Consider the following 19,402-nt stretch of genomic DNA (forward strand, 5'->3'; position numbering starts at 1 on the left):
CGCCCGATGTGCGCAGCCCGCGGCGTTCATAGCGTCGGCATCATGACGAACACCGCACTCATCACCGGCGCTTCCCGCGGTCTCGGACTCGCCCTGGCGAGGTCTCTGGCGGGCGCCGGCTGGAACCTCGTCCTCACCGCCCGCGGCGCGGACGACCTGGAGCGGGCCGCGGCCGAGCTGGGCGCCACCGCGATCCCCGGTGACGTGACGGAGCCCGCGCACGTCGAGCGGCTGGCCCGGGCGGTGCCCGAGCTGGACCTGCTGGTCAACAACGCCGGCGACCTCGGGGTGACGCCGCTGCCGCCGCTGGCGGGCTACCCGCTGGAGGCGTTCAGGGTGCTGCTGGAGACCAACGTCACCGCCCCGCTCGCGCTGATCCAGGCCACGCTGCCGGCCCTGCGCGCGGCGGGCGGGGCCGTCGTGAACATCACCTCGGACGCCGCCACGGGCGCGTACGAGGGCTGGGGCGGCTACGGCGCCACCAAGGCGGCCCTGGAGCAGCTCTCCAACGTGCTGTCGGCCGAGGAGCCCGCGGTCCGGGTCTGGTGGGCCGACCCCGGCGAGATGAACACCCGCATGCTCGCCGACGCCGTGGGCGCCGGGGAGGCGTCCGCCGCCACCGACCCCGCGAAGGTGGCCGCCGCGCTGCACGACCTGGTGCGGTCCCGCCCGGCCAGCGGCAGGGTGAGCCTGCAATGACCGTCGCACTCGACTTCGCGCTGCCGCCGGGCCTGTCGGCGAGCGAGCCCCCCGAGGCGCGGGGGATGTCCAGGGACGCCGTGCGCCTGATGGTCTCGCGCGGCGACCTCGCCCCCTCGCACCACCACTTCGCCGACCTGCCGGGGCTGCTCGGCCCCGGTGACCTGATCGTCGTGAACAACTCGGCGACCCTGCCCGCGGCCGTCCGGCTCGACCGGCTGGCCGTGCACTTCTCCACCGCCAACGAGGACGGCACCTGGCTGGTCGAGCTGCGCCGCCGTACCGCCACCGCCTCCGAGCCCTACGGCGGGGGCGAGCCCGGCGAGTGGCTGCCGCTGCCGGGGCGGGCCACGCTGCGGCTGATCGAACGGGAGACGCCGCGTCTGTGGCGGGCGTCGCTGGACCGGGCGGTGGAGCCGTACCTGCGGGCGCACGGGGCGCCGATCCGCTACTCGTACGTGAGCGAGGACTGGCCGATCGAGGCGTACCAGACCGTGTTCGCGACCGTGCCGGGGAGCGCGGAGATGCCGAGCGCGGCGCGGCCGTTCACCGCGGAGCTGGTGACGGCGCTGGTGGCGCGCGGGATCGGGATCGCACCGATCACCCTGCACACGGGGGTGGCCTCGCCGGAGAAGGACGAGCCGCCCTACGCCGAGCGCTACGAGGTGCCGGCCGCCACGGCGCGGCTGGTCAACCTGGCCCGCGAGAGCGGCAACCGGGTGGTGGCCGCGGGCACCACGGTCGTACGGGCGCTGGAGACTGCCGTGGGCGCCGACGGGCGGGTGGCCGCCGCCGCCGGGTGGACCAGCCACGTCGTCACGCCTCGGCGCGGCGTACGGGCCGTCACGGGGCTGATCACCGGGCTGCACGAGCCACGCTCCAGCCACCTGCTCATGCTGACCGCGATCGCGGGCGAGACGGCCCTGGCGCAGGCGTACGGGGAGGCGCTACGGAACGGATATCTGTGGCACGAGTTCGGTGACACGCACTTGATTCTACAGAAATAGCCTTTACATAGATTTTGCCATCATGATAGGAACAGCGGGCATTTAACGGGGGCTTCAATCGTGTGCGCCTCCCCGTGACCACTTCCTCACCGGAGACGTTTAATGCGTAACCTGACCAAGGCCGCGTCGCTGGCATTGCTGGCCGCGGCCCTGCTTGTCCCGGCTGTTCCCGCTTCCGCTTCCGCCACTACGGTCGCCGACGAGCCGTTCTCGGTCTTCGACGTCAAAGTGAAGGCCGCGAAGACCGCCAAGGCCGGCGGCAAGCTCAACTTCGGCATCATCGCCACCAACAAGGGGCCCTACCAGGCCGACGCCTACTTCGTCGGCGGCGAGTTCCCCAAGGGTGTCGACCTCAGGCGGATCATGTACAGGACGAACGTCAAGGGCACCCAGTGCGGGCTTGAGGGCCGCGCGTTCTACTGCCTCGTGCCGAAGGTCCTGGAGAAGGGTGACTCCATCGCCCTGATCTTCGAGACCAAGCTCAAGAAGACGGCGAAGGGCACGCAGACGGCGAAGCTCGGCGTGGTCTCCTACGACGTCCAGACGGGCATGGACAACATGAGCAAGGAAGAGCTCGACCGGCTCGGCATCCCCGAGCACGGCTACGTGAAGACGGTCAAGACCAAGATCGTCCGCTAGCACCACGCTGTTCGCGTCCCTTGGAACGTTACGGCCGACGAAATGTTGTCCGAGCGTCCACGGGACATTCACCTCGGTGTCACCCGCTGGGACACCCGCGGTAGCGCCCGCGCCCGAATGCCCGACCTGCTGCGCGGGCACCGGGCCGGGCGCAGTACCGTGGCTGGATGTGGACCAGCGCAGCCTCCTGATCACCCTGACCGGCCCCGACCGGCCCGGCGTCACCTCGCGGCTTTTTTCCGTTCTGTCCGCCTTTCCGGTGACGGTGGCGGATATCGAACAGGTCGTCATTCGCGGCCGGCTCACGCTCGGCGTGCTCGTCACGTACGCCGGCGGCCCCCCGACGGGCACCGGCACCACCCTCGGCGCCATGTGGACCGCGGTCGAGCGGGTGGCCGAGGACCTCGGCATGGAGGTGGAGCTCTCCACCGGCTCCCAGACCAAGGAGCAGCGCCGCCGCGGCCGCCTGTCGGTCAGCGTGCTGGGCGCCACGCTCCAGCCCGCCGCCATCGCGGGCATCGCCGGGCGCATCGCCGCCGCCGGCGCGAACATCGACCGCATCGAACGCCTCGCCCAGTGGCCCGTCACCTGCATCGAACTGTCCGTCTCCGGCGCCGACCCCAGCTCGTTGCGGGTGGAGCTGGCGGCCGAGGCGGCCGTCCAAGAGGTGGACGTGGCCGTGCAGCGCACCGGCCTGTCACGGCGGGCCAAGCGGCTGATCGTCATGGACGTCGACTCGACCCTCATCCAGGGCGAGGTCATCGAGCTGCTCGCGGCCCACGCCGGGTGCCTGGACGAGGTCGCCAAGGTCACCGAGCAGGCCATGCGCGGCGAGCTCGACTTCTCCGAGTCGCTGCGGCGCCGGGTGGCGCTGCTGGAGGGGCTGCCGGCGGAGGTGTTCGAGGAGGTGCGCAAGGAGGTCGTGCTCACGCCCGGCGCCCGCACGCTGGTCCGCACCCTCAAGCGGCTCGACTACCGCTTCGCCATCGTCAGCGGCGGGTTCACGCAGATCACCGACGGGCTGGTCGAGGAGCTCGGCATCGACTACTCGGCGGCGAACGTCCTGGAGGTCATCGACGGACAGCTGACCGGCCGCGTCGTGGGCGAGATCGTGGACCGGCCGGGGAAGGCGCGGGCGCTGGAGCGGTTCGCGCGGGAGGCCGGGCTGCCGATCTCGCAGACGGTGGCCATCGGCGACGGGGCCAACGACCTCGACATGATCGCCGTGGCCGGGCTTGGCGTCGCCTTCAACGCCAAGCCGGTGGTGCGGCAGGCGGCGGACACGGCGGTCAACACGCCCTACCTGGACTCGATCCTCTACCTGCTGGGGATCTCCAGGGACGAGGTCGAGGCGGCGGACGCGGAGGACGGCGCCCTGTCCGCCGGCTGACCTCAGCCGGGCACCCTTACCGCCGAAGGACGGGCCGGGCCGGTCAGTGCTCCTTCGGGTCCCAGAGCGTGACCAGGCGGCCCTCGCCCATCCAGAGCTCGTCCCAGTCGGACTCCACCTCGATCACCGCGAACGCGCCCGGCCGGAACGTGTACTCGCCTCCGGCCAGCCCCACGGCCAGCTCGTGCACGCCCGGGTTGTGCCCGCACAGCACCACCGTGCTCAGCTCGGGGTCCACTCGCCGGACCAGCTCCAGCAGCTCATCGGGGTACGCCTCGTAGATGTCGCCCTCGTAGCCGATCTCCGCCTCGGGAAAGGCGATCTCGGCGGTGCGCTTGGTCCTGAGCGCCGGCGAGCACAGCACGAGGTCCGGGGCCAGCCCGGCCGCCCGGATCTCGTCGCCCGCCCGCTTGGCGTCCCGCTCACCCCGCTCGGTCAACGGCCGCTCCCGATCGGCCAGCCCGGCGATGTGGGCGGCCTTCGCATGCCGCAGCACAATCAAGGTCCGCATCCGATCACCCCGTCCTCGAAGCCCAGACGGCCAGCCCGACGATCACGGCCAGGATGACGAACATCCCCAGCAGAATCAGGCCCAGGGTTTTCCCGCCGCTGGGCTGCTTGTCACCTGTCACGCGCCCAGTTTCCCACCGAGCCACCACGGTCCCACGCCCGCCTTCTACCTGAACCTCCCACCCCCTCCCGCCCGAACTCCCCCGCCCACCTGCCGCCACCCTCGAACGCCCGCACGCCGCGGGGCCGGCAACCAGCTCCCGACCATCCCAGCAACCGGAAGCAGCCCCGCGCCCTGGAACAAGCTCTGCGGGCCCCGCAAGGAGCCCTACAGCCACGAGAGGCCGGAAAACGAGACGCCCGCCCCTACGCAGTAGGGCGGGCGCCTCTCCAGGGTATGGCGGTGCTACGAGGCCACGGGCTGGTGCTCCCGGTTGTCGTTGTTCGCCGGTTCGGTGCTCACGGAGCGCCGCTTGGAGACCACGATGGCCGCGACCACGACGCCCACCGCCACCACCGTGACGCCGATGCGCAGGGCCGGGTTGCCCGCGTACAGCACCACCGCGGGGGCGACGAGCAGCGCCACCAGGTTCATCACCTTGATCAGCGGGTTGATGGCAGGCCCGGCCGTGTCCTTGAACGGGTCGCCGACCGTGTCGCCGATGACGGTGGCGGCGTGCGCCTCCGAACCCTTGCCGCCGTGGTGGCCGTCCTCCACCAGCTTCTTGGCGTTGTCCCACGCGCCACCGGAGTTCGAGAGGAAGACGGCCATCAGGGTGCCGCACGCGATCGCGCCCGCGAGGAAGGCGCCCAGCGGCGCGTACCCGAGGGCGAACCCGACCGCGATCGGCGTCATGACCGCCAGCAGGCCCGGCGTGGCCAGCTCGCGAAGCGAGTCACGGGTGCAGATGTCCACGACCCGGCCGTACTCCGGCGTCTCCGTGCCGTCCATGATGCCCGGCTTGTTGCGGAACTGGTCGCGTACCTCGAAGACCACGCGCATCGCGGCCCGTCCGACCGCCATGATCGCGAGCCCCGAGAAGAGGAACACGACCGCGGCCCCGATGATGAGGCCGACCAGTACGTTCGGCTGGTCGACGCCGAGGGTGAAGGTGGAGAAGTCGCCGAGCGCGGACTTGACCGCCCCGCTCGCCCTGGCCAGTTCGCTCTCCACCGCGGTGCGGAAGGCGCCGAACAGCGCGGTCGCCGCCAGCACGGCCGTGGCGATCGCGATGCCCTTGGTGATGGCCTTGGTGGTGTTGCCGACGGCGTCCAGGCTGGTGAGCACGCGGGCTCCGTCGCCCTCGACGTCGCCCGACATCTCGGCGATGCCCTGCGCGTTGTCTGAGACCGGCCCGAACGTGTCCATGGAGACGATGACGCCGACCGTGGTCAGCAGGCCGGTGCCCGCCAGTGCCACCGCGAACAGCGCGATCGTCACGTTCCCGAACCCGAGCAGGAACGCGCCGTAGACCGCGCCGCCGATGACCAGGGCGGAGTAGACGGCCGACTCCAGACCGACGCTGATGCCGGCCAGGATGACGGTGGCCGCGCCGGTGGCCGAGCTCTCGCCGATCTCGCGTACGGGACGGCGGCTGGTCTCGGTGAAGTAGCCGGTCAGCAGCTGGATGGCGCTGGCCAGCACCAGACCGATGAGCACCGCGCCGATGGCGATGAGCCGCGGGTTGGCGTCGGACTGCTCGGTGGCGCCGGTCAGAGCGCTGAAGCTGTCGGGCAGGTAGAGGAACGCGGCCACCGTGACAAGCACCGCGGAGATCGCGGCCGAGATGAAGAAGCTGCGGTTGATCGCCGCCATCCCGTTACGGTCGCGGTCGCGCATTCCGGTGACGAAGATGCCGATGATCGCCGTGATGACGCCGATCATGGGGACGATCAGCGGGAAGACCAGGCCTTCCTCGCCGAAGGCCACCTTGCCCAGGATGAGGCTGGCGACCAGCATGACCGCGTACGACTCGAACAGGTCGGCCGCCATGCCCGCGCAGTCACCGACGTTGTCGCCCACGTTGTCGGCGATGGTCGCGGCGTTGCGCGGGTCGTCCTCCGGGATGCCCTGCTCGACCTTGCCGACCAGGTCGGCGCCGACGTCGGCGGCCTTGGTGAAGATGCCGCCGCCGACTCGCATGAACATCGCGAGCAGCGCCGCCCCGAACCCGAATCCCTCGAGCACGCCGGGGGCGTTGCCCTGGTAGATGAACACGACCACGGCCGCACCGAGCAGGCCGAGGCCCACGGTGAACATTCCGGCGACGCCGCCGGTGCGGAACGCGATGCGCATGGCGCGCTTCTCGCCCGATTCGTTGGCCGCGGCGGCGACGCGGACGTTTCCGCGCACGGCCAGCCACATGCCCGTAAATCCGGTCAGCGCGGAGAAAACCGCCCCGACCACGAAGAAGATCGAACGTCCGACGACGACTTCTGTTTCTCCGGGTAGCAGGAGCAACAGGATAGGTATCAGTACGACGAAGATCGCCAATGTGCGGAACTGGCGCGCCAGATAAGCGGCTGCGCCTTCTTGTACGGCACGCGCGATGTTCTGCATGCGCTCCGTGCCTTGGCCGGCGGACAGCACCTCGCGCACCAGGCCGCCTGCGACGGCTAGTGCGATCAGTGCGACCGCGGCGACCACGATCACGATGGTGAGATTGTTTCCACTCAGGGCCAGATTGGACGCTGGCTCCGCTGCCAGCATGTGCCTGCTCATCGTTCTCCTCGGCAAGACCGGTCGTCCTGCCCGGGCGGTGCTGCAGTTTTCCTCGGCGGGTGTTGCGGCACCATCCGGGTTGTGGGTGCCGCTTCCGGTTGAATCCGCGTTCCGCCGGATCACCTTGGCCGGTGCCGGGAGTCTACGCAGGCACTGAACGGATATGAAGGCTCTCGAGGTGGCTAATTGTGCGCGCGTCTAGTAATCCCCTGACAGCGGGCCGGTTTGCGGCCTGACAGGCGAAATTTCCCCGCGCTTAAGGTCATGAAAACCTTCAGTTAGGTCCGGACCGAAACTCGGGCCCTCTGGAGCGATGCCCAAGGGTCGTACGGGACGGGAGACAACCCCCGAGACAGCCGCTCACTCCTACCCCCGCCGCCCGCCACCGGCACCGCCACCCAAGGCACGGTCCCCGGCACCACCACCCGCGAACCCCCGGCCTCACCGCCGCCCACACGCGGCCTCAAACCCACCGCCCGCCCTGTGGACCGCACCTCATCCGACGACCGGAACACCCATCCGACCCCACCGCCGCGCCCCGCCTCACACCGACCGAATCCGCCACCCACCCGGTCCACTCGCCCACCCGCACGCCCCACCCCGCCGTAGGCGCGTCCACACCGTGGGCTCATTCACCCCATAGGGGGCCACACCGTAGGCACCCTGCGCCCATGAGCGCCCCACGCCATACGCACCTTCACCACACCGTGAGCCGTCCACACCGCACGCGCCTCCACCCCGGTGTGACCACCCACACCGTGGGCAGCCGATCGCCTGGAGAACCCCACTGACCTCGCGTGGCCGCTCACACCGTGGACCCATGGCCCCGCGCGACCATTCGCCCGTGAACCCGCCAACAGCCCCGCGGACCCCTGGCCCACGTGGCAGGCCGCCCCTGCGAACCACCTGCGCGCCCCGGGAGGACCCGCGCCATGGAGCCGTTCGGCCCAAATGCACGCCGACCGCCCGACCCGCTCGTCGGCCACCGAGGTCACCGATCCATCCCGGTCAACGAGGGCGGAAGCCACGGTGCCCGTGCGCCGTGACGGTGGCCGGCCACGTGCGGGTCAGCGGGCGTCACCCTGGAGGCGCTCAGCCACGTGCGGCGGGTGGCGCCGCCCGTGCTCCGCCGTAAAGATGGGGTTTTGAAGCACAGAACAGCCGCGCCGGGCGCCACAGAGGGACGCCCGGCGGAGCGAGGCGGGACGGCGGGGCCGGCTCAGACCTTGGCGGTGGCGGGCCAGCTCATGCGGATGTTCGTGCCCTTCGGGCTGGGGAAGACCTCGACGTCGTCGGCCAAGCCCTCGATGACTGCGAGGCCGAAGCCCGACATGAACGAGTCAGAGAGCATGCCCAGGTCGAGGGGCTGCTCCTGCTTGATCTCATCGCTGGGGGCGTGGTCGCTGACCGTGACTTCGAAACGCCCGGAGTCGTCACGCAGCTCGATGCGGATGGGCTCGCCCGGACAGTGGACGCGGTGCGCCTCGACTGCCCGGGAGCAGGCCTCACCCACAGCGAGCCTGACCTCGTCCAGCAGGGACTCCTCCACGCCGGTGCGGCGAGCGATCGCCGTCGCCACCAGCCGCGCGGTCCGCACGTGGGCGGGAAGAGCGCTGAACGTCAGTTCGACGGTAGCCATGCTACTTGTCTTTGCCGTGAGCTTCCTTGGCCTCGTCGACCGAAGCGTAAATCCCGAAGACCTTGGTCAGACCGGTGATCCGGAAGATCTTCAGAATGCGCTCCTGCGTGCAGACCAGCTCAAGCGAGCCGTCGTGCGCACGAACCCGCTTGAGCCCCCCGACCAGGACGCCAAGGCCCGTGGAGTCGAGGAAGTCCACCTTCTCCATGTTGACGAGCAGGTGGAAGTTGCCCTTGTTCACCAGGTCGATGAGGAGCTCACGCAATCTCGGCGCCGTGTAGACATCGATCTCACCCTCGACCTCCACGATGGTGAGTCGGTCTTCGGTGCGGTGATCCAACTTCAGATCCACAGATCCTCCAGCGCCTCGCCTGCGAAAGTACTCTCTTGGGACTGGCAATCTGGAGCGTGGCCCCAGATCGTCCGACCCTGACGCGCGGCATTCAACCACGCGTCTGGCTTGTGTCTATACGAAATCACGATTCCCGGCGACTTTGCCCACCGATGCAAGACTGGAAACAGTGACTTCCTCCGCATCCTCCCCACAACAGGCGGGTCCACTCCTCCGCCACCTGCTCGGTGTTCCCGCACGTCATGAGCGTGTCACCCATGTGGAGCATGTTCCAGCACGTCAGGCGGGTCAAGCCGAATGGCCCAAATGGACGCCAGAAGTGCTTGTTACGCGCTTGGCGAACCGCGGGGTGACAGGACTCTGGCCACACCAGTACGAGGCCGCCGACCTGGCATTTCGTGGCCGAAACGTGATCATCTCAACAGGTACGGCGTCCGGGAAGTCGCTGGCGTACCTCACTCCCGCCGTCGCCTCCTGCCTCGACGGCGACACGATCCTGTACCTGACCCCGACCAAGGCCCTGGCCGCCGACCAGCTGCGCAGCCTGCGCGAGCTGCGCATCACCCAGCTCCGCGCGGCCTGCTTCGACGGCGACACACCGTTCGAGGAACGTACGTGGGTGCGCCAGCACGCCAACTACGTCCTGACAAATCCCGACATGCTGCACCGCAGCGTCCTCCCCCGCCACGCCCAGTGGTCGTCGTTCTTCCGCCGGTTGCGCATGGTCGTCGTCGACGAGTGCCACGGCTACCGCGGCGTCTTCGGCTCCCATGTCGCCCAGATCCTGCGCCGCCTGCGCCGCGTCTGCGCCCGCTACGGCTCGCACCCCACGTTCCTGCTCGCATCGGCGACGGCGAGCGAGCCTGGAGCGTTCGCAATGAGGCTGACGGGGCTTGAGATGGACGAGGTGACTACGGACGCCTCACCCAAGGGTTCCACCACCATCGCGCTGTGGGAGCCGCCCCTGACTGAGCTACGAGGCGAGGGAGGGGCTCCTGTACGGCGGACGGCCACGGCGGAGGCGGCGGACCTGCTGGCGGACCTCGTCCTGGCCGAGGTGCGCACGCTCGCCTTCGTCCGTTCCCGCCGCGGCGCCGAAACGGTCGCCCTCACGGCCCGCGCCAAACTCGCCGACGTAGCCTTCTCCCTCTCAACCCACCACCCCCGACCCTCCACCGGCCGCCCCGCCGCTTCCGGCACCCCCAGTGGGCTCACCACCGCAGCCCCAGCGGCCGGCACGACAGATCCGACGCGTGCACCGGCGGCCCCGGCGGTCGGCACGACGGACCCAACGCTCACCCCGGCGGACTCGGCGACCGGCACAACGGACCCAACGTTCACCCCGGCGGACCCGACGACAGGCACGGCAAATCCGGCACACCCGGCGACCGGCACGACGGACCCAACGCTCATTCCGGCGGACCCAGCGGCCAGCACGACAGATCCGGCGCGCGCACCAGCGGACCCCGCGACCGGCACCTCAGCACACGGGGGCAGGGCGAACCAACCGGCCCCCGAAAGCTCCCTAACCTGGGCACTCCCAGACCCCCCAGCCAAGCCGGACTGGACCGACCTCCCGAACAAGATCGCCGCCTACCGCGCCGGCTACCTGGCCGAAGACCGCAGGCTCCTGGAGAAGGCCCTCCGCTCGGGCACGATCATGGGCCTGGCCACCACCAACGCCCTCGAACTCGGCGTGGACGTCTCAGGCCTGGACGCCGTGCTGATCGCGGGCTGGCCAGGCACCCGCGCCTCCCTCTGGCAGCAGGCCGGCCGGGCGGGCCGCGACGGCCAGGACGCGCTCGCCGTGCTGATCGCCAGGGACGACCCCTTGGACACCTATCTCGTCCACCACCCCCAGGCGCTGTTCGGCCAACCCGTGGAGGCGATCGTCCTCGACCCGGACAACCCGTACGTCCTGGGCCCCCACCTCTGCGCCGCGGCCGCCGAGATCCCGCTGACGGACGACGACCTGCCCGTCTTCGGCGCCACCACCTCGACGGTCCTCGACGACCTGGTCTCCAAGGGGCTGCTCAGGAGGCGCCCCGCGGGCTGGTTCTGGACCAAGCGGGAGCGGGCCACCGACCTCGCCGACATCCGAGGCGGCGGAGGCGCCCCCATCCAGGTCGTGGAGTCATCCACCGGACGCCTCCTGGGCAGCGTGGACGAGCCGTCCGCGCACACCGCGGTGCACACGGGCGCGGTCTACATCCATCAGGGCGAGACCTTTCTCGTGGAGCTCCTCGACCTGGAGGCCGGCGTCGCCCTGGTGTCCAGCGCGACCCCGGACTTCACGACGTTCGCTCGCGACATCACCGACATCTCCATCCTCGCCACCCAGCGCTCCCACCCCCTCGGCCCCGGCACGCTCCACTTCGGCGAGGTGGAGGTGACCCGGCAAGTGGTCTCGTACCTCAAGAGACGCCTCCAGTCAGGCGAGATGCTCGGCGACGAGCCCTTGGACCTGCCACCCCGCACCCTCCGCACCCGCGCCGTCTGGTGGACGCTCCCCGCATCGGCCGTGGCGCCGCTCGCCGAGGCGGGCATCGACCTCGGTGGCGCCGCCCACGCCGCCGAACACGCCTCCATCGGCCTGCTCCCGCTGTTCGCCACCTGCGACCGCTGGGACATCGGCGGCGTCTCCACCGAACTGCACGCCGACACGGGCCTGCTCACCGTCTTCGTGTACGACGGCCATGAGGGCGGGGCGGGTTTCGCCGAACGCGGCTACTCCCGTGCGGCCGACTGGCTGACCGCCACACGCGAAGCCATAACCTCCTGCGAATGCGAACGAGGCTGCCCCTCCTGCATTCAGTCCCCGAAATGCGGCAACGGCAACGAGCCTTTGGACAAACGAGGCGCCGTCCGCCTCCTCAACACCCTGCTGTCCCCTCAGTAAAAGCGCCGCGACACCCCGCAGGGGCCCCAACGCCCGGCTACACCTGCACTTGCGCACGCCAGCCCCGGACTCCGCGCCTGGGTGGTCGACAAGCCGAATCAACCAATCGACTTAGCTTTCACCGTCTCTGTGCCGAGGGCCCACGTAAGCGCGTTGCTCGCCCTCACCCTTTTCCTCATCTTCGCCGGACCAGAAATCAGCCGCCCCCGGCTGCGGGCGCTCCCAGAAGCCGCTGTCCTCCATCGACCGGGGAGACGGCGGCAGGTAATCGTCCCAGCGATCCTCCATCCGTACCGCCGGCCGGACAGGGGCCGCGTCGGACTCGGGAACATCCGTGACCGCAGAGCTGGACAAGGTGATGCGGACCGGCCCTTGGCGCGCTTCAGGGACATCTCGCACCTCCTCCACCTCGAACGCGGCGGCGGCCTCCTCACGCTTCCGGTCGAGCGCGGGCGGCGACGGCGACCGCTCGGGAGCCGCCCCGTCGGAAGGCTCGCCAGCCCCCGCCTGCTGCGCCCGAGACTGATCGGGAACCCGGGTCTTGGCGACGGCCAGGATCACGGCGGGCCGCCGCCGGGGCGGGGCCGTGGCGACCGAAGCGCTTTCGTTCGCATGCGTGACCTGAACCCCACCGGCCGCCGCAACGCCCACACCCGTCGCCGCTGTGGCCGTACCGGACGTGGAGCTCTCACCCGTGGCGAGCGCCCGCCGCCTTGCCCACGCACCCGCATGGGCGCCGAACAGCAACAGGAGGATGCCCGCCGCGACGTAGAGGCCGTACTGGCCGAGGTTCCCGATCGGTGACTCGACTGACTGCGCCTTCACGTCGGGCTGGACGGGAGCGGTGTCCGCGCCGTTCTTCGCGTCGGACGGGCGCAGTCCGCCCGTTTCGCCGGTCGTCGGGATCGGCAGGTTCCCGTTCGGGTCGGCGTCGGGTATCGCCGGCAGTTTGGCGGTCGTCCGCTTGTGCGTCGTCGGTCTGGTCGTCGGCAGGGTCTGCCTCTTGGCGGGCAGTGTGGGGAGCGGGTCGACGTTCTTGGTGGTCTTCGGGGTGCGGGTGCCGGTGGTCTTCTTCTTCGTCGGCGTGGGCGTCGGCGCGGCGGGGAAGGCGACGTACGCGGCGGCCGAATTGCCCGACCCGATCGACCCGCCGTCGCCGTCACCCCTGAACGCCTTGACCGTGAACCCCACCTTCTGGCCCTTCGCCTTGGTCGGCACGGCGAGCACCGCCTGGCACGTGGACCCGGCGCACGCGCTGCCGGCGGGCAACCTTCCCACGATGCCGGACTGGCTGTTGGAGACCTCGTACGACTGCAGGTCGGGCTCCGAGCCCTTGCTCCAGGTCAGCCGGACCTTGGCGCTGCCCTGCCGGGTCGCCTTCACGTTGCCCGGCGCCTCAGGCGGCCGCCGCAACTTGAACGTGCTGGTCGCGTAGCTGCTCCCCGTGATCTCTCCCTTGAGGGTCACGGTGAAGGTGCCGTTCGGAGCATTGCCGGCATCGAACGTGCCGGAGATCGTCTGGTTCGCACCCCCTCCGGCGACCTTCCGGCTGGGCGTGGAAGGCCCTTCGACATAGAGGCCCACGTTCAGCTGAATCACGCCCGTAAGCGCGGACACCGTCACGGACGAACTCGAAAGCACCTGGCCGTCAGCGGGCGAGGTGATCTGCCCGGACGAGTCGGCCCGCCGGGTCACCGCGGCGGCCTGAGCGGTCCCGCCAAGCGCGATGGTGCCGGCCACGATCATCCCCGCGGCCACCACTCTGCCGACTACCGTCACGACGCTTCCCTCCATCGAGAGCCTCGCGCCGCCTGACCGCCCTGGGGCGTTCACGCGACGACCGGAAGTGCAGTCCGCCCGGCCGATACGGTCACCGACCGTCCCCGAACCCGCACCCTAGCGACTTAGCTCCGGCTCTCCCAGCCGCCCTGTCGCATACGGCATGGACTGAGGGTAAGCGGAACCTTACGGTACATATACAACTCTTGGACACCACGTCTAAGAAGTCGTAACTGGATCGCGACCTATCCCGCAAGCCCCAACGACCCCACCGTTTTCGGCCCACCCATTCGATTCATCCACCACGTTTCACGCCAACCGAAATGCTGCCATTCATCACATTCACGCCATAGCGACCACACCACCCATTCACCCCAAAAAGCGCACCTGCGTCGACTGCGCTGGCGGCCGGGCTTGGGGCGAGGTGGCAGCGGAGGTTGGGGCGGGGGTGGCATGGAGATGGCAGTCAGGGGCTGTGGTTGGTGTCGACGGGAAGCTCCTGATACGGAGCCGAACGGCCTTGGCGGGAAGCTGCCGATGTGGGACGGGTGGGGCAAGCCGCACTGCCGCCCTGCACAACAGCCACCCAAGCCTCACTGCCAGCTACGCGCCAACCTCCATCCCGAACCACCAACTCCGCGCCGACACCGGCCCTCCTTCGCCCTTTACTTCCCGCCCAAAAGGCCGCGTCGCTGATCACCAGCTCCCCAACCGCATCGCCCCAACCCTCACCGACGACTTCGGACTAACACCGCCCCGCCGTCACGACCGCTTCCCCAGCCCGACACTTGCCCCGTCCTCAACCGCCTCCTCGTCAGCCTCGCCCCAACCCCCGCGACCAGTTCCCCAGTAACGCTGACTCCCCTTCACCACCTGGCTCTCCGCCAACGTCGACCCACCCGCCCCACCTACTCCTCCGCCCACCTCCGCCCACCTCAACCCGCCCTCACCACCCGCCCTCACCACCCGCCCCTCGGTAATGACGTCTCCGACCGGTTTGTCGATCTACACTTCGGGGCCGTGGCTGAAAACAAGCGCGGCGGGTCCTTCTATGACGCACCTCAAGTCGCCGAGCGGTATCTAGGTCACCGGCATAGTGGTGTGTCGAGCCCCAACCATGTAATGGAGGAACCGGCGTTCCTGGAGGAGTTGGGTGAGGTCACGGGGCTTCGGGTGTTGGATCTCGGGTGCGGGGATGCGGCCATTGGACAAGTCGTGTTGGATGCCGGCTGTCGTAGTTACCTGGGCCTGGACGGCTCGGCCGCGATGGTCGAGGCAGGCAATTCGGCGTTATACGGAACAGCCGGCCGCGTCGAGATGGTCGATATCGAGGACTTCTCCGCTCCGCCGTCTTCGTTCGATCTGATTGTTTCGCGGTTGGCCTTTCACTATGTCGAGGATATCGAGCCGGTGCTGGCATCTTGTCATGAGTGCCTCTCACCTGGTGGGCGCATCATCTTCACCGTCGTTCATCCGATTCTGACCTCGCACGACCCTGGCGTTCAAGGGAAGCGGACGTCTTGGGTCGTTGATGACTACTTTCTCCAAGGGCCGCGCGAAAGGCAATGGATGGGCGGCACCGTCACTTGGTTTCACCGCACCATAGAGGACTATGTTGCCTTGCTAACCAAGTCAGGCTTTTCTTTGACTTCTCTGAGCGAGTGTGCGCCCCGGGAGGATCGCTTCAATGGTGATGCTGACGAGCTGGCGCGTCGGCGTCGCGTTCCGCTGTTTCTGCTGCTTGCCGGTATGCGTGCTTGATGGTCGAGTGGCACGGCTCGGGCGTGGTCAGGGGTCGTTCATGCCGGTCCGGCGCGAGATCTGGCTGTCAGCGTACGTGGGCCTAATATCGGTAGTGAGATCGGCAGCGAGGTCCAGACGTCGGCGATTTCGTTGGTGATTTCGCATCGGATCAGCTCCGCCCCGTTCTGCTTGGCCAGGGTGGCGGCTCGGGCGCAGGCGGCTTCCGGGTTGGTTATCGCTAGCTTGGCTGCTACAAGGGCACTCAGGTCGGCGGCGCTGTTTACGCGATGGCGTGCCACACGTACCGAGCCCACCATGGCGAACGCCGCGGCGACCGCCATGAGGAGGCCCATGAGAGCCACACCCCATAGCGTGGCTGAGCCCTTTTCCTTGGGATTGATGGAGACCTCCTCTCCTGCAGGGCTCGATTGCCTATGGTCACGGGAGATATCCCGGCTCGGTGTCGGCGGTGGCTGTGGCGGATATTTGCACTGCGGGCAATGGCTGGGCCCAGGGTGGTCGTATTTCTATGGCGATCTGAACTTTTGTGGTTTCTGTGTCGCGGGTTACGGCTACCTGTGCTTCTTGGCGGGTGGCCGTACGGGCTCGGGCCATGACCTGGTCGAGAGGTTCGCCCCTGGCTGCTGCTCGTGCTGCGGCGCGGGCCGCGTCCACACATTCGAGCTGGGCGCTGACAGCCTGAATGGCCCACAGCGCGGCTGCGAGTACGACCATGAGCGCGGGCAGCACCGCGGCGGTCTCGGCCGTGACCGAGCCCCGCGATGCCGACCGCTTTCTACCCAGGGAGGTCCGCGCTTGGCGGAGGGTCATCCGGTGACGGTGTTGAGTGCTCGATCGATGAGTGCCTTCAGCATTTCCTGGACTTCTGGGCTGCTCACCACCTTGAACAGAAGCGCGGCGAAGGCACAGGCCGCAATCGTGCCTACTGCGTATTCGGCCGTGGACATGCCACGCTCCCGGTTGACCGTCGCGTAATGAAGCCATCTGTTGGGTCGCGCAGATGCGGGGCTGGTGGTGGGCCCGGACGGGGCCGGCTTGGGTGATCCGTTTTGAGTGCTCGCGGTGATGGTCGACGGCCTCAGGGCTTCTGCCGGCGGCTTGGTCGAGGTTTCCCTTTGCGACTTGGTGGTCTTGGGAGCGGCTTGTGCGGTGGTGTTGAGGGCCCGCGGGGTGCTTCGGGTGATCCGGGTACGGCTGAGCGAGAACTTACCGGCTGCTTCGTTGCTTGACGTGGCGTGACTGGCGTCTGGGGCGGCTTTGATGTCGTCTGGCATGGTGGCGGGACTGTGCATCGTGCCTCCAGGTGGTGCTCGGAGCCGGGGTCTTGTCCGGCGGGAGTCCTTAGGTTGGCCGAAGCCGGGTTCCGGACGATGGACCGAACGACGTTCTGTGGATGAGTGAGTTCCGCGAGCCCAGCGTTGTGGATGAAGCGTCTCGAAGCCGTTGAGCCCTGAGGCTTTTTGCACCCGGAGGGCACTGTCGACACGGGGCACTGTCGGTGGATGGGAACTGCTGATGGGGAGGGCAGCGCTTCCAACTCGGGCGGCGCCGTCATCGGGGCGGCGCCGTCAACGGGGGTGGCCCGGGTCCGGAATGTCGGCGAGAAGTAGCAGCACCCCAAGACTCAGCGCTCGCCCCCAGCACGGTGCCGCCAGACAGCAAGGTCAGCAGGGACTGATTGTTGCGAACTCGAACGACAGCATGACGACGCGGCTCAGCCAAATCACGTTCTTCACGAAGATCCAGTCCAAGCCCTTCTCGCCGGCGATGTCGAGGTGTTCGGCCCGCACCAGACCAACGCGCACCACCACCCGTTGAGAGGCGGTGTTGGCCGGGCGTACACGGGCGATGACGGGCAGTGCGGGAACGCGTTCCGTCACCCGCATTCACGCCCTCGCCAGCCATCTTTTAGGATACGACTGTATCCATTCGGGAGATGGGGTCATCATGCGCATGCCTGACCGACCGTCCGCCTTCACCAGCGACTCTGCCCGTGACAAGTACTACGCCGTCTATGACCGAGTGCTCGGCGAGCTGTGGCCGGTCCCGGTGGACGCCGTCGACGTGGAGACCCACGCCGGCATTGTGCGGATCCACCGGGCCGGACCCGCCACAGGAGACCCCATAGTCCTCGTGGCCGGCGCCGGCGGGAACGCGCTGGCCTGGTACCGCTACATCGAGCCGCTGGCGCGCACGCGCCCGGTCCTTGCCCTCGACCCTCTCGGTGAGCCAGGCCGCTCGGTTCAGACGCGGCCGCTCGCGACCGGTGCCGAGGTCGGCGGCTGGTTCACCGACGTACTGGCCGCAGTCGGAGCCGAGCGCGCCCACGTGGCGGGCTTCTCTTACGGCGGCTGGACCGCGGTGGAACAACAACTCGGCGGGGGCGGCCGGGTCGCGGCGCTGACGCTGGTGGACCCGGGCGGCCTCGCGCCGTTGCCCAGGCGGTTCGTCCGGTGGGCCCTTGCCGGCGCCATCGCCTCCATGCTTCCTCGTACGTTGCGACACCCTATGGCCGGCGTAGTGGGCAACGGGGCGCTGCGTGAGGATGGGCTGATGAGCCTGATGCAGGCCGGATGGTCCTTCCGCCGACGCCTGCCTCTTCCGCCCGCCTACACCGACGAGCAGATCCGCGAGCTGTCCGTGCCCGTACAGGTGCTGCTGGGCGCCCGCAGCGCGCTCCTCGACGCGCAGGCGGTGGCCGCACGGCTGGCCGACATCGCGCCGTCCTGGCGCGTGGAGATCGTGCCCGGCACCGGACACGGGTTACCCGTCGAAGCTCCGGACCTGGTCGCCAAGCGGATCCTCGCCTTTCCCGGCCAGGTGCGGCCCGGGACCGCAACGCCGAAGCACAACTCGAACAACAGGTAGGAAACGGGCATGCCCCGACAGGTGGATCATGATGAGCGGCGGCGCCATTTGACCGAGGCGCTGCTGCGCATCGCCAGCACGCGGGGCCTGCAGGCAGTGTCGATGCGTGAGATCGCCGCCGAGGCCGGGGTCTCGCTGCGCGTGGTCCAGTACTACTTCACGAACAAGCGGGCCCTGCTCGAGTCCGGCCTCACCGAACTGGGTGCCCGCATGGACCGCCGGGTCAAACAGCGGGCCGCCGCCGCCGCGGGCGAGCTGACACCACGAGGCGTTTTCGCCGCCGTCCTCGGCGCGATCCTGCCCTTCGACGAGCAGAGCAAACTGGACTCTATGGCCTGGACCGCCTACTACACCGCCGCCCTCACCGACCCAGCGCTCGCCGCGGTCGGGGTCACCCTGCCCAACGCGCTGGAAAACTTCCTCACCGTACGGTTGACCGCCGCGCAGCAGGCCGGAGACATCTCCCCCGATCGTGATCCGCGTACCGAAGTCGCCGGCCTTCTGGCTCTCGCCAACGGCCTGACCTCCAGTGTTCTCAGCCGACAGCGCAGCCACGAGGCCGCCATCAAGATCATCGACTATCACCTGGACCGCCTGTTCGGGCCGGCAGCGGCTTGACCCAGCGGGACCACTGCGGTTGAGGGGCATAGCCGGCGGCGTTCCAGGCTGAGTGGGCAAGTGTGTTGTCGTGCAGGACCATGGCATCGGCCCGGAAGGCGCCGAAGCCGGCGAAGCGGGCCTCTGCCTTCACCAGCAGCGCGGTGGCGATGCCCTTGCGGCGATGGGACGGGTGGACGGCAAGGCGGTACAGGTGGGCTCGCCAGCCATCCCAACCGGCGATGACGGTCCCTGCGATCTCGCCGCCGCACTCCGCTATCAGCAAGGCCTCGGGGTCGCGGTCCAACAGCGCGGCTATCTTGCCGGGCGAGTCGTGCCGATCGGTGCCCTCGGCGGCCAGCCGCCAGAACTCCAGCACAGCATCCACGTCATCCCGGCTGCCGATTCTGATCTTTACCTCGGATCCTTGCACGGACAAGAACCTAGTACGCGGGGCCATGTGGACCACCTCCCGCTGCGAGCGTGCGCCAGGGTCCCGGTCGGCATAGCGGATTTGGACAGGCGGCGGCATCGGGC

The 19,402-nt window shown here is 69.0% G+C and carries 18 protein-coding genes; 8 read left to right on the forward strand and 10 right to left on the reverse strand.

The window, feature by feature from the left end; genetic code table 11:
* The first annotated feature begins 42 nt into the window (after positions 1–42).
* The 4 genes from ABZS69_RS31085 to serB all read left to right on the forward strand — a co-directional run bounded on the left by ABZS69_RS31085 (position 43) and on the right by serB (position 3,735).
* On the forward strand, positions 43–699 hold the full coding sequence (locus ABZS69_RS31085; protein WP_355378774.1) for an SDR family oxidoreductase: 657 nt from the start codon (positions 43–45) through the stop codon (positions 697–699).
* On the forward strand, positions 696–1,706 hold the full coding sequence (locus ABZS69_RS31090; protein ID WP_355378776.1) for an S-adenosylmethionine:tRNA ribosyltransferase-isomerase: 1,011 nt from the start codon (positions 696–698) through the stop codon (positions 1,704–1,706). The genes ABZS69_RS31085 and ABZS69_RS31090 overlap by 4 nt, the downstream gene beginning before the upstream one ends.
* 102 nt (positions 1,707–1,808) lie before the next feature.
* The gene (locus tag ABZS69_RS31095) at positions 1,809–2,345 is read left to right on the forward strand and encodes a hypothetical protein (RefSeq protein ID WP_355378778.1); all 537 of its coding nucleotides are present in this window, start codon (positions 1,809–1,811) and stop codon (positions 2,343–2,345) included.
* Positions 2,346–2,514: 169 nt separating this feature from the next.
* A complete protein-coding gene (serB, locus tag ABZS69_RS31100) occupies positions 2,515–3,735 on the forward strand; it encodes a phosphoserine phosphatase SerB (protein ID WP_355378780.1) in 1,221 nt (406 codons plus the stop codon).
* Positions 3,736–3,778: 43 nt separating this feature from the next.
* Here the strand turns inward: serB and ABZS69_RS31105 are convergent, their stop codons facing one another.
* From ABZS69_RS31105 to ABZS69_RS31120, 4 genes are all read right to left on the reverse strand, one after another.
* The gene (locus ABZS69_RS31105; protein ID WP_355378781.1) at positions 3,779–4,246 is read right to left on the reverse strand and encodes a histidine phosphatase family protein; all 468 of its coding nucleotides are present in this window, start codon (positions 4,244–4,246) and stop codon (positions 3,779–3,781) included.
* 405 nt (positions 4,247–4,651) lie between these two features.
* A complete protein-coding gene (locus ABZS69_RS31110; RefSeq protein WP_355378783.1) occupies positions 4,652–6,967 on the reverse strand; it encodes a sodium-translocating pyrophosphatase in 2,316 nt (771 codons plus the stop codon).
* A gap of 1,219 nt (positions 6,968–8,186) precedes the next feature.
* On the reverse strand, positions 8,187–8,606 hold the full coding sequence (locus ABZS69_RS31115) for an ATP-binding protein (RefSeq protein ID WP_355378785.1): 420 nt from the start codon (positions 8,604–8,606) through the stop codon (positions 8,187–8,189).
* 1 nt (position 8,607) lies between these two features.
* Complete coding sequence (locus ABZS69_RS31120) at positions 8,608–8,958, reverse strand: STAS domain-containing protein (RefSeq protein WP_043629845.1); 351 nt, start codon at positions 8,956–8,958, stop codon at positions 8,608–8,610.
* Between the two features lie 409 nt (positions 8,959–9,367).
* On the opposite strand from ABZS69_RS31120, the gene ABZS69_RS31125 reads away from it, so the two are divergent.
* On the forward strand, positions 9,368–11,857 hold the full coding sequence (locus ABZS69_RS31125; RefSeq protein ID WP_355378787.1) for a DEAD/DEAH box helicase: 2,490 nt from the start codon (positions 9,368–9,370) through the stop codon (positions 11,855–11,857).
* Between the two features lie 111 nt (positions 11,858–11,968).
* Here ABZS69_RS31125 and ABZS69_RS31130 read toward each other — a convergent pair whose 3' ends face one another.
* The gene (locus tag ABZS69_RS31130; RefSeq protein ID WP_355378789.1) at positions 11,969–13,636 is read right to left on the reverse strand and encodes a hypothetical protein; all 1,668 of its coding nucleotides are present in this window, start codon (positions 13,634–13,636) and stop codon (positions 11,969–11,971) included.
* Between the two features lie 1,020 nt (positions 13,637–14,656).
* Between ABZS69_RS31130 and ABZS69_RS31135 the strand changes: the two genes are divergently transcribed.
* On the forward strand, positions 14,657–15,397 hold the full coding sequence (locus ABZS69_RS31135) for a class I SAM-dependent methyltransferase (RefSeq protein WP_355378791.1): 741 nt from the start codon (positions 14,657–14,659) through the stop codon (positions 15,395–15,397).
* Positions 15,398–15,435: 38 nt separating this feature from the next.
* Here the strand turns inward: ABZS69_RS31135 and ABZS69_RS31140 are convergent, their stop codons facing one another.
* The 4 genes from ABZS69_RS31140 to ABZS69_RS31155 all read right to left on the reverse strand — a co-directional run bounded on the left by ABZS69_RS31140 (position 15,436) and on the right by ABZS69_RS31155 (position 17,286).
* Positions 15,436–15,828: an Rv3654c family TadE-like protein gene (locus ABZS69_RS31140; RefSeq protein ID WP_355379027.1), complete on the reverse strand. Its 393-nt coding sequence runs from the start codon at positions 15,826–15,828 to the stop codon at positions 15,436–15,438.
* The gene (locus tag ABZS69_RS31145) at positions 15,818–16,210 is read right to left on the reverse strand and encodes a TadE family type IV pilus minor pilin (protein WP_355378793.1); all 393 of its coding nucleotides are present in this window, start codon (positions 16,208–16,210) and stop codon (positions 15,818–15,820) included. The genes ABZS69_RS31140 and ABZS69_RS31145 overlap by 11 nt, the downstream gene beginning before the upstream one ends.
* Positions 16,207–16,674, reverse strand: a complete 468-nt coding sequence (locus tag ABZS69_RS31150; protein WP_355378796.1) for a DUF4244 domain-containing protein — start codon at positions 16,672–16,674, stop codon at positions 16,207–16,209. The genes ABZS69_RS31145 and ABZS69_RS31150 overlap by 4 nt, the downstream gene beginning before the upstream one ends.
* A 390-nt stretch (positions 16,675–17,064) precedes the next feature.
* Positions 17,065–17,286: a hypothetical protein gene (locus ABZS69_RS31155; RefSeq protein ID WP_355378799.1), complete on the reverse strand. Its 222-nt coding sequence runs from the start codon at positions 17,284–17,286 to the stop codon at positions 17,065–17,067.
* Positions 17,287–17,353: 67 nt separating this feature from the next.
* Here ABZS69_RS31155 and ABZS69_RS31160 point away from each other — a divergent pair, with 67 nt between their 5' ends.
* Positions 17,354–18,268, forward strand: a complete 915-nt coding sequence (locus ABZS69_RS31160) for an alpha/beta fold hydrolase (protein WP_355378801.1) — start codon at positions 17,354–17,356, stop codon at positions 18,266–18,268.
* 48 nt (positions 18,269–18,316) lie between these two features.
* The gene (locus tag ABZS69_RS31165) at positions 18,317–18,886 is read left to right on the forward strand and encodes a TetR/AcrR family transcriptional regulator (RefSeq protein ID WP_355378804.1); all 570 of its coding nucleotides are present in this window, start codon (positions 18,317–18,319) and stop codon (positions 18,884–18,886) included.
* Here ABZS69_RS31165 and ABZS69_RS31170 read toward each other — a convergent pair.
* Positions 18,840–19,298: a GNAT family N-acetyltransferase gene (locus ABZS69_RS31170; RefSeq protein WP_355378807.1), complete on the reverse strand. Its 459-nt coding sequence runs from the start codon at positions 19,296–19,298 to the stop codon at positions 18,840–18,842. The two genes, ABZS69_RS31165 and ABZS69_RS31170, sit on opposite strands and share 47 nt — an antisense overlap.
* Positions 19,299–19,402 lie beyond the last annotated feature (104 nt).

It is taken from the genome of Nonomuraea sp. NPDC005650 (genome assembly GCF_040605375.1).
Taxonomy (GTDB): Bacteria; Actinomycetota; Actinomycetes; order Streptosporangiales; family Streptosporangiaceae; genus Nonomuraea.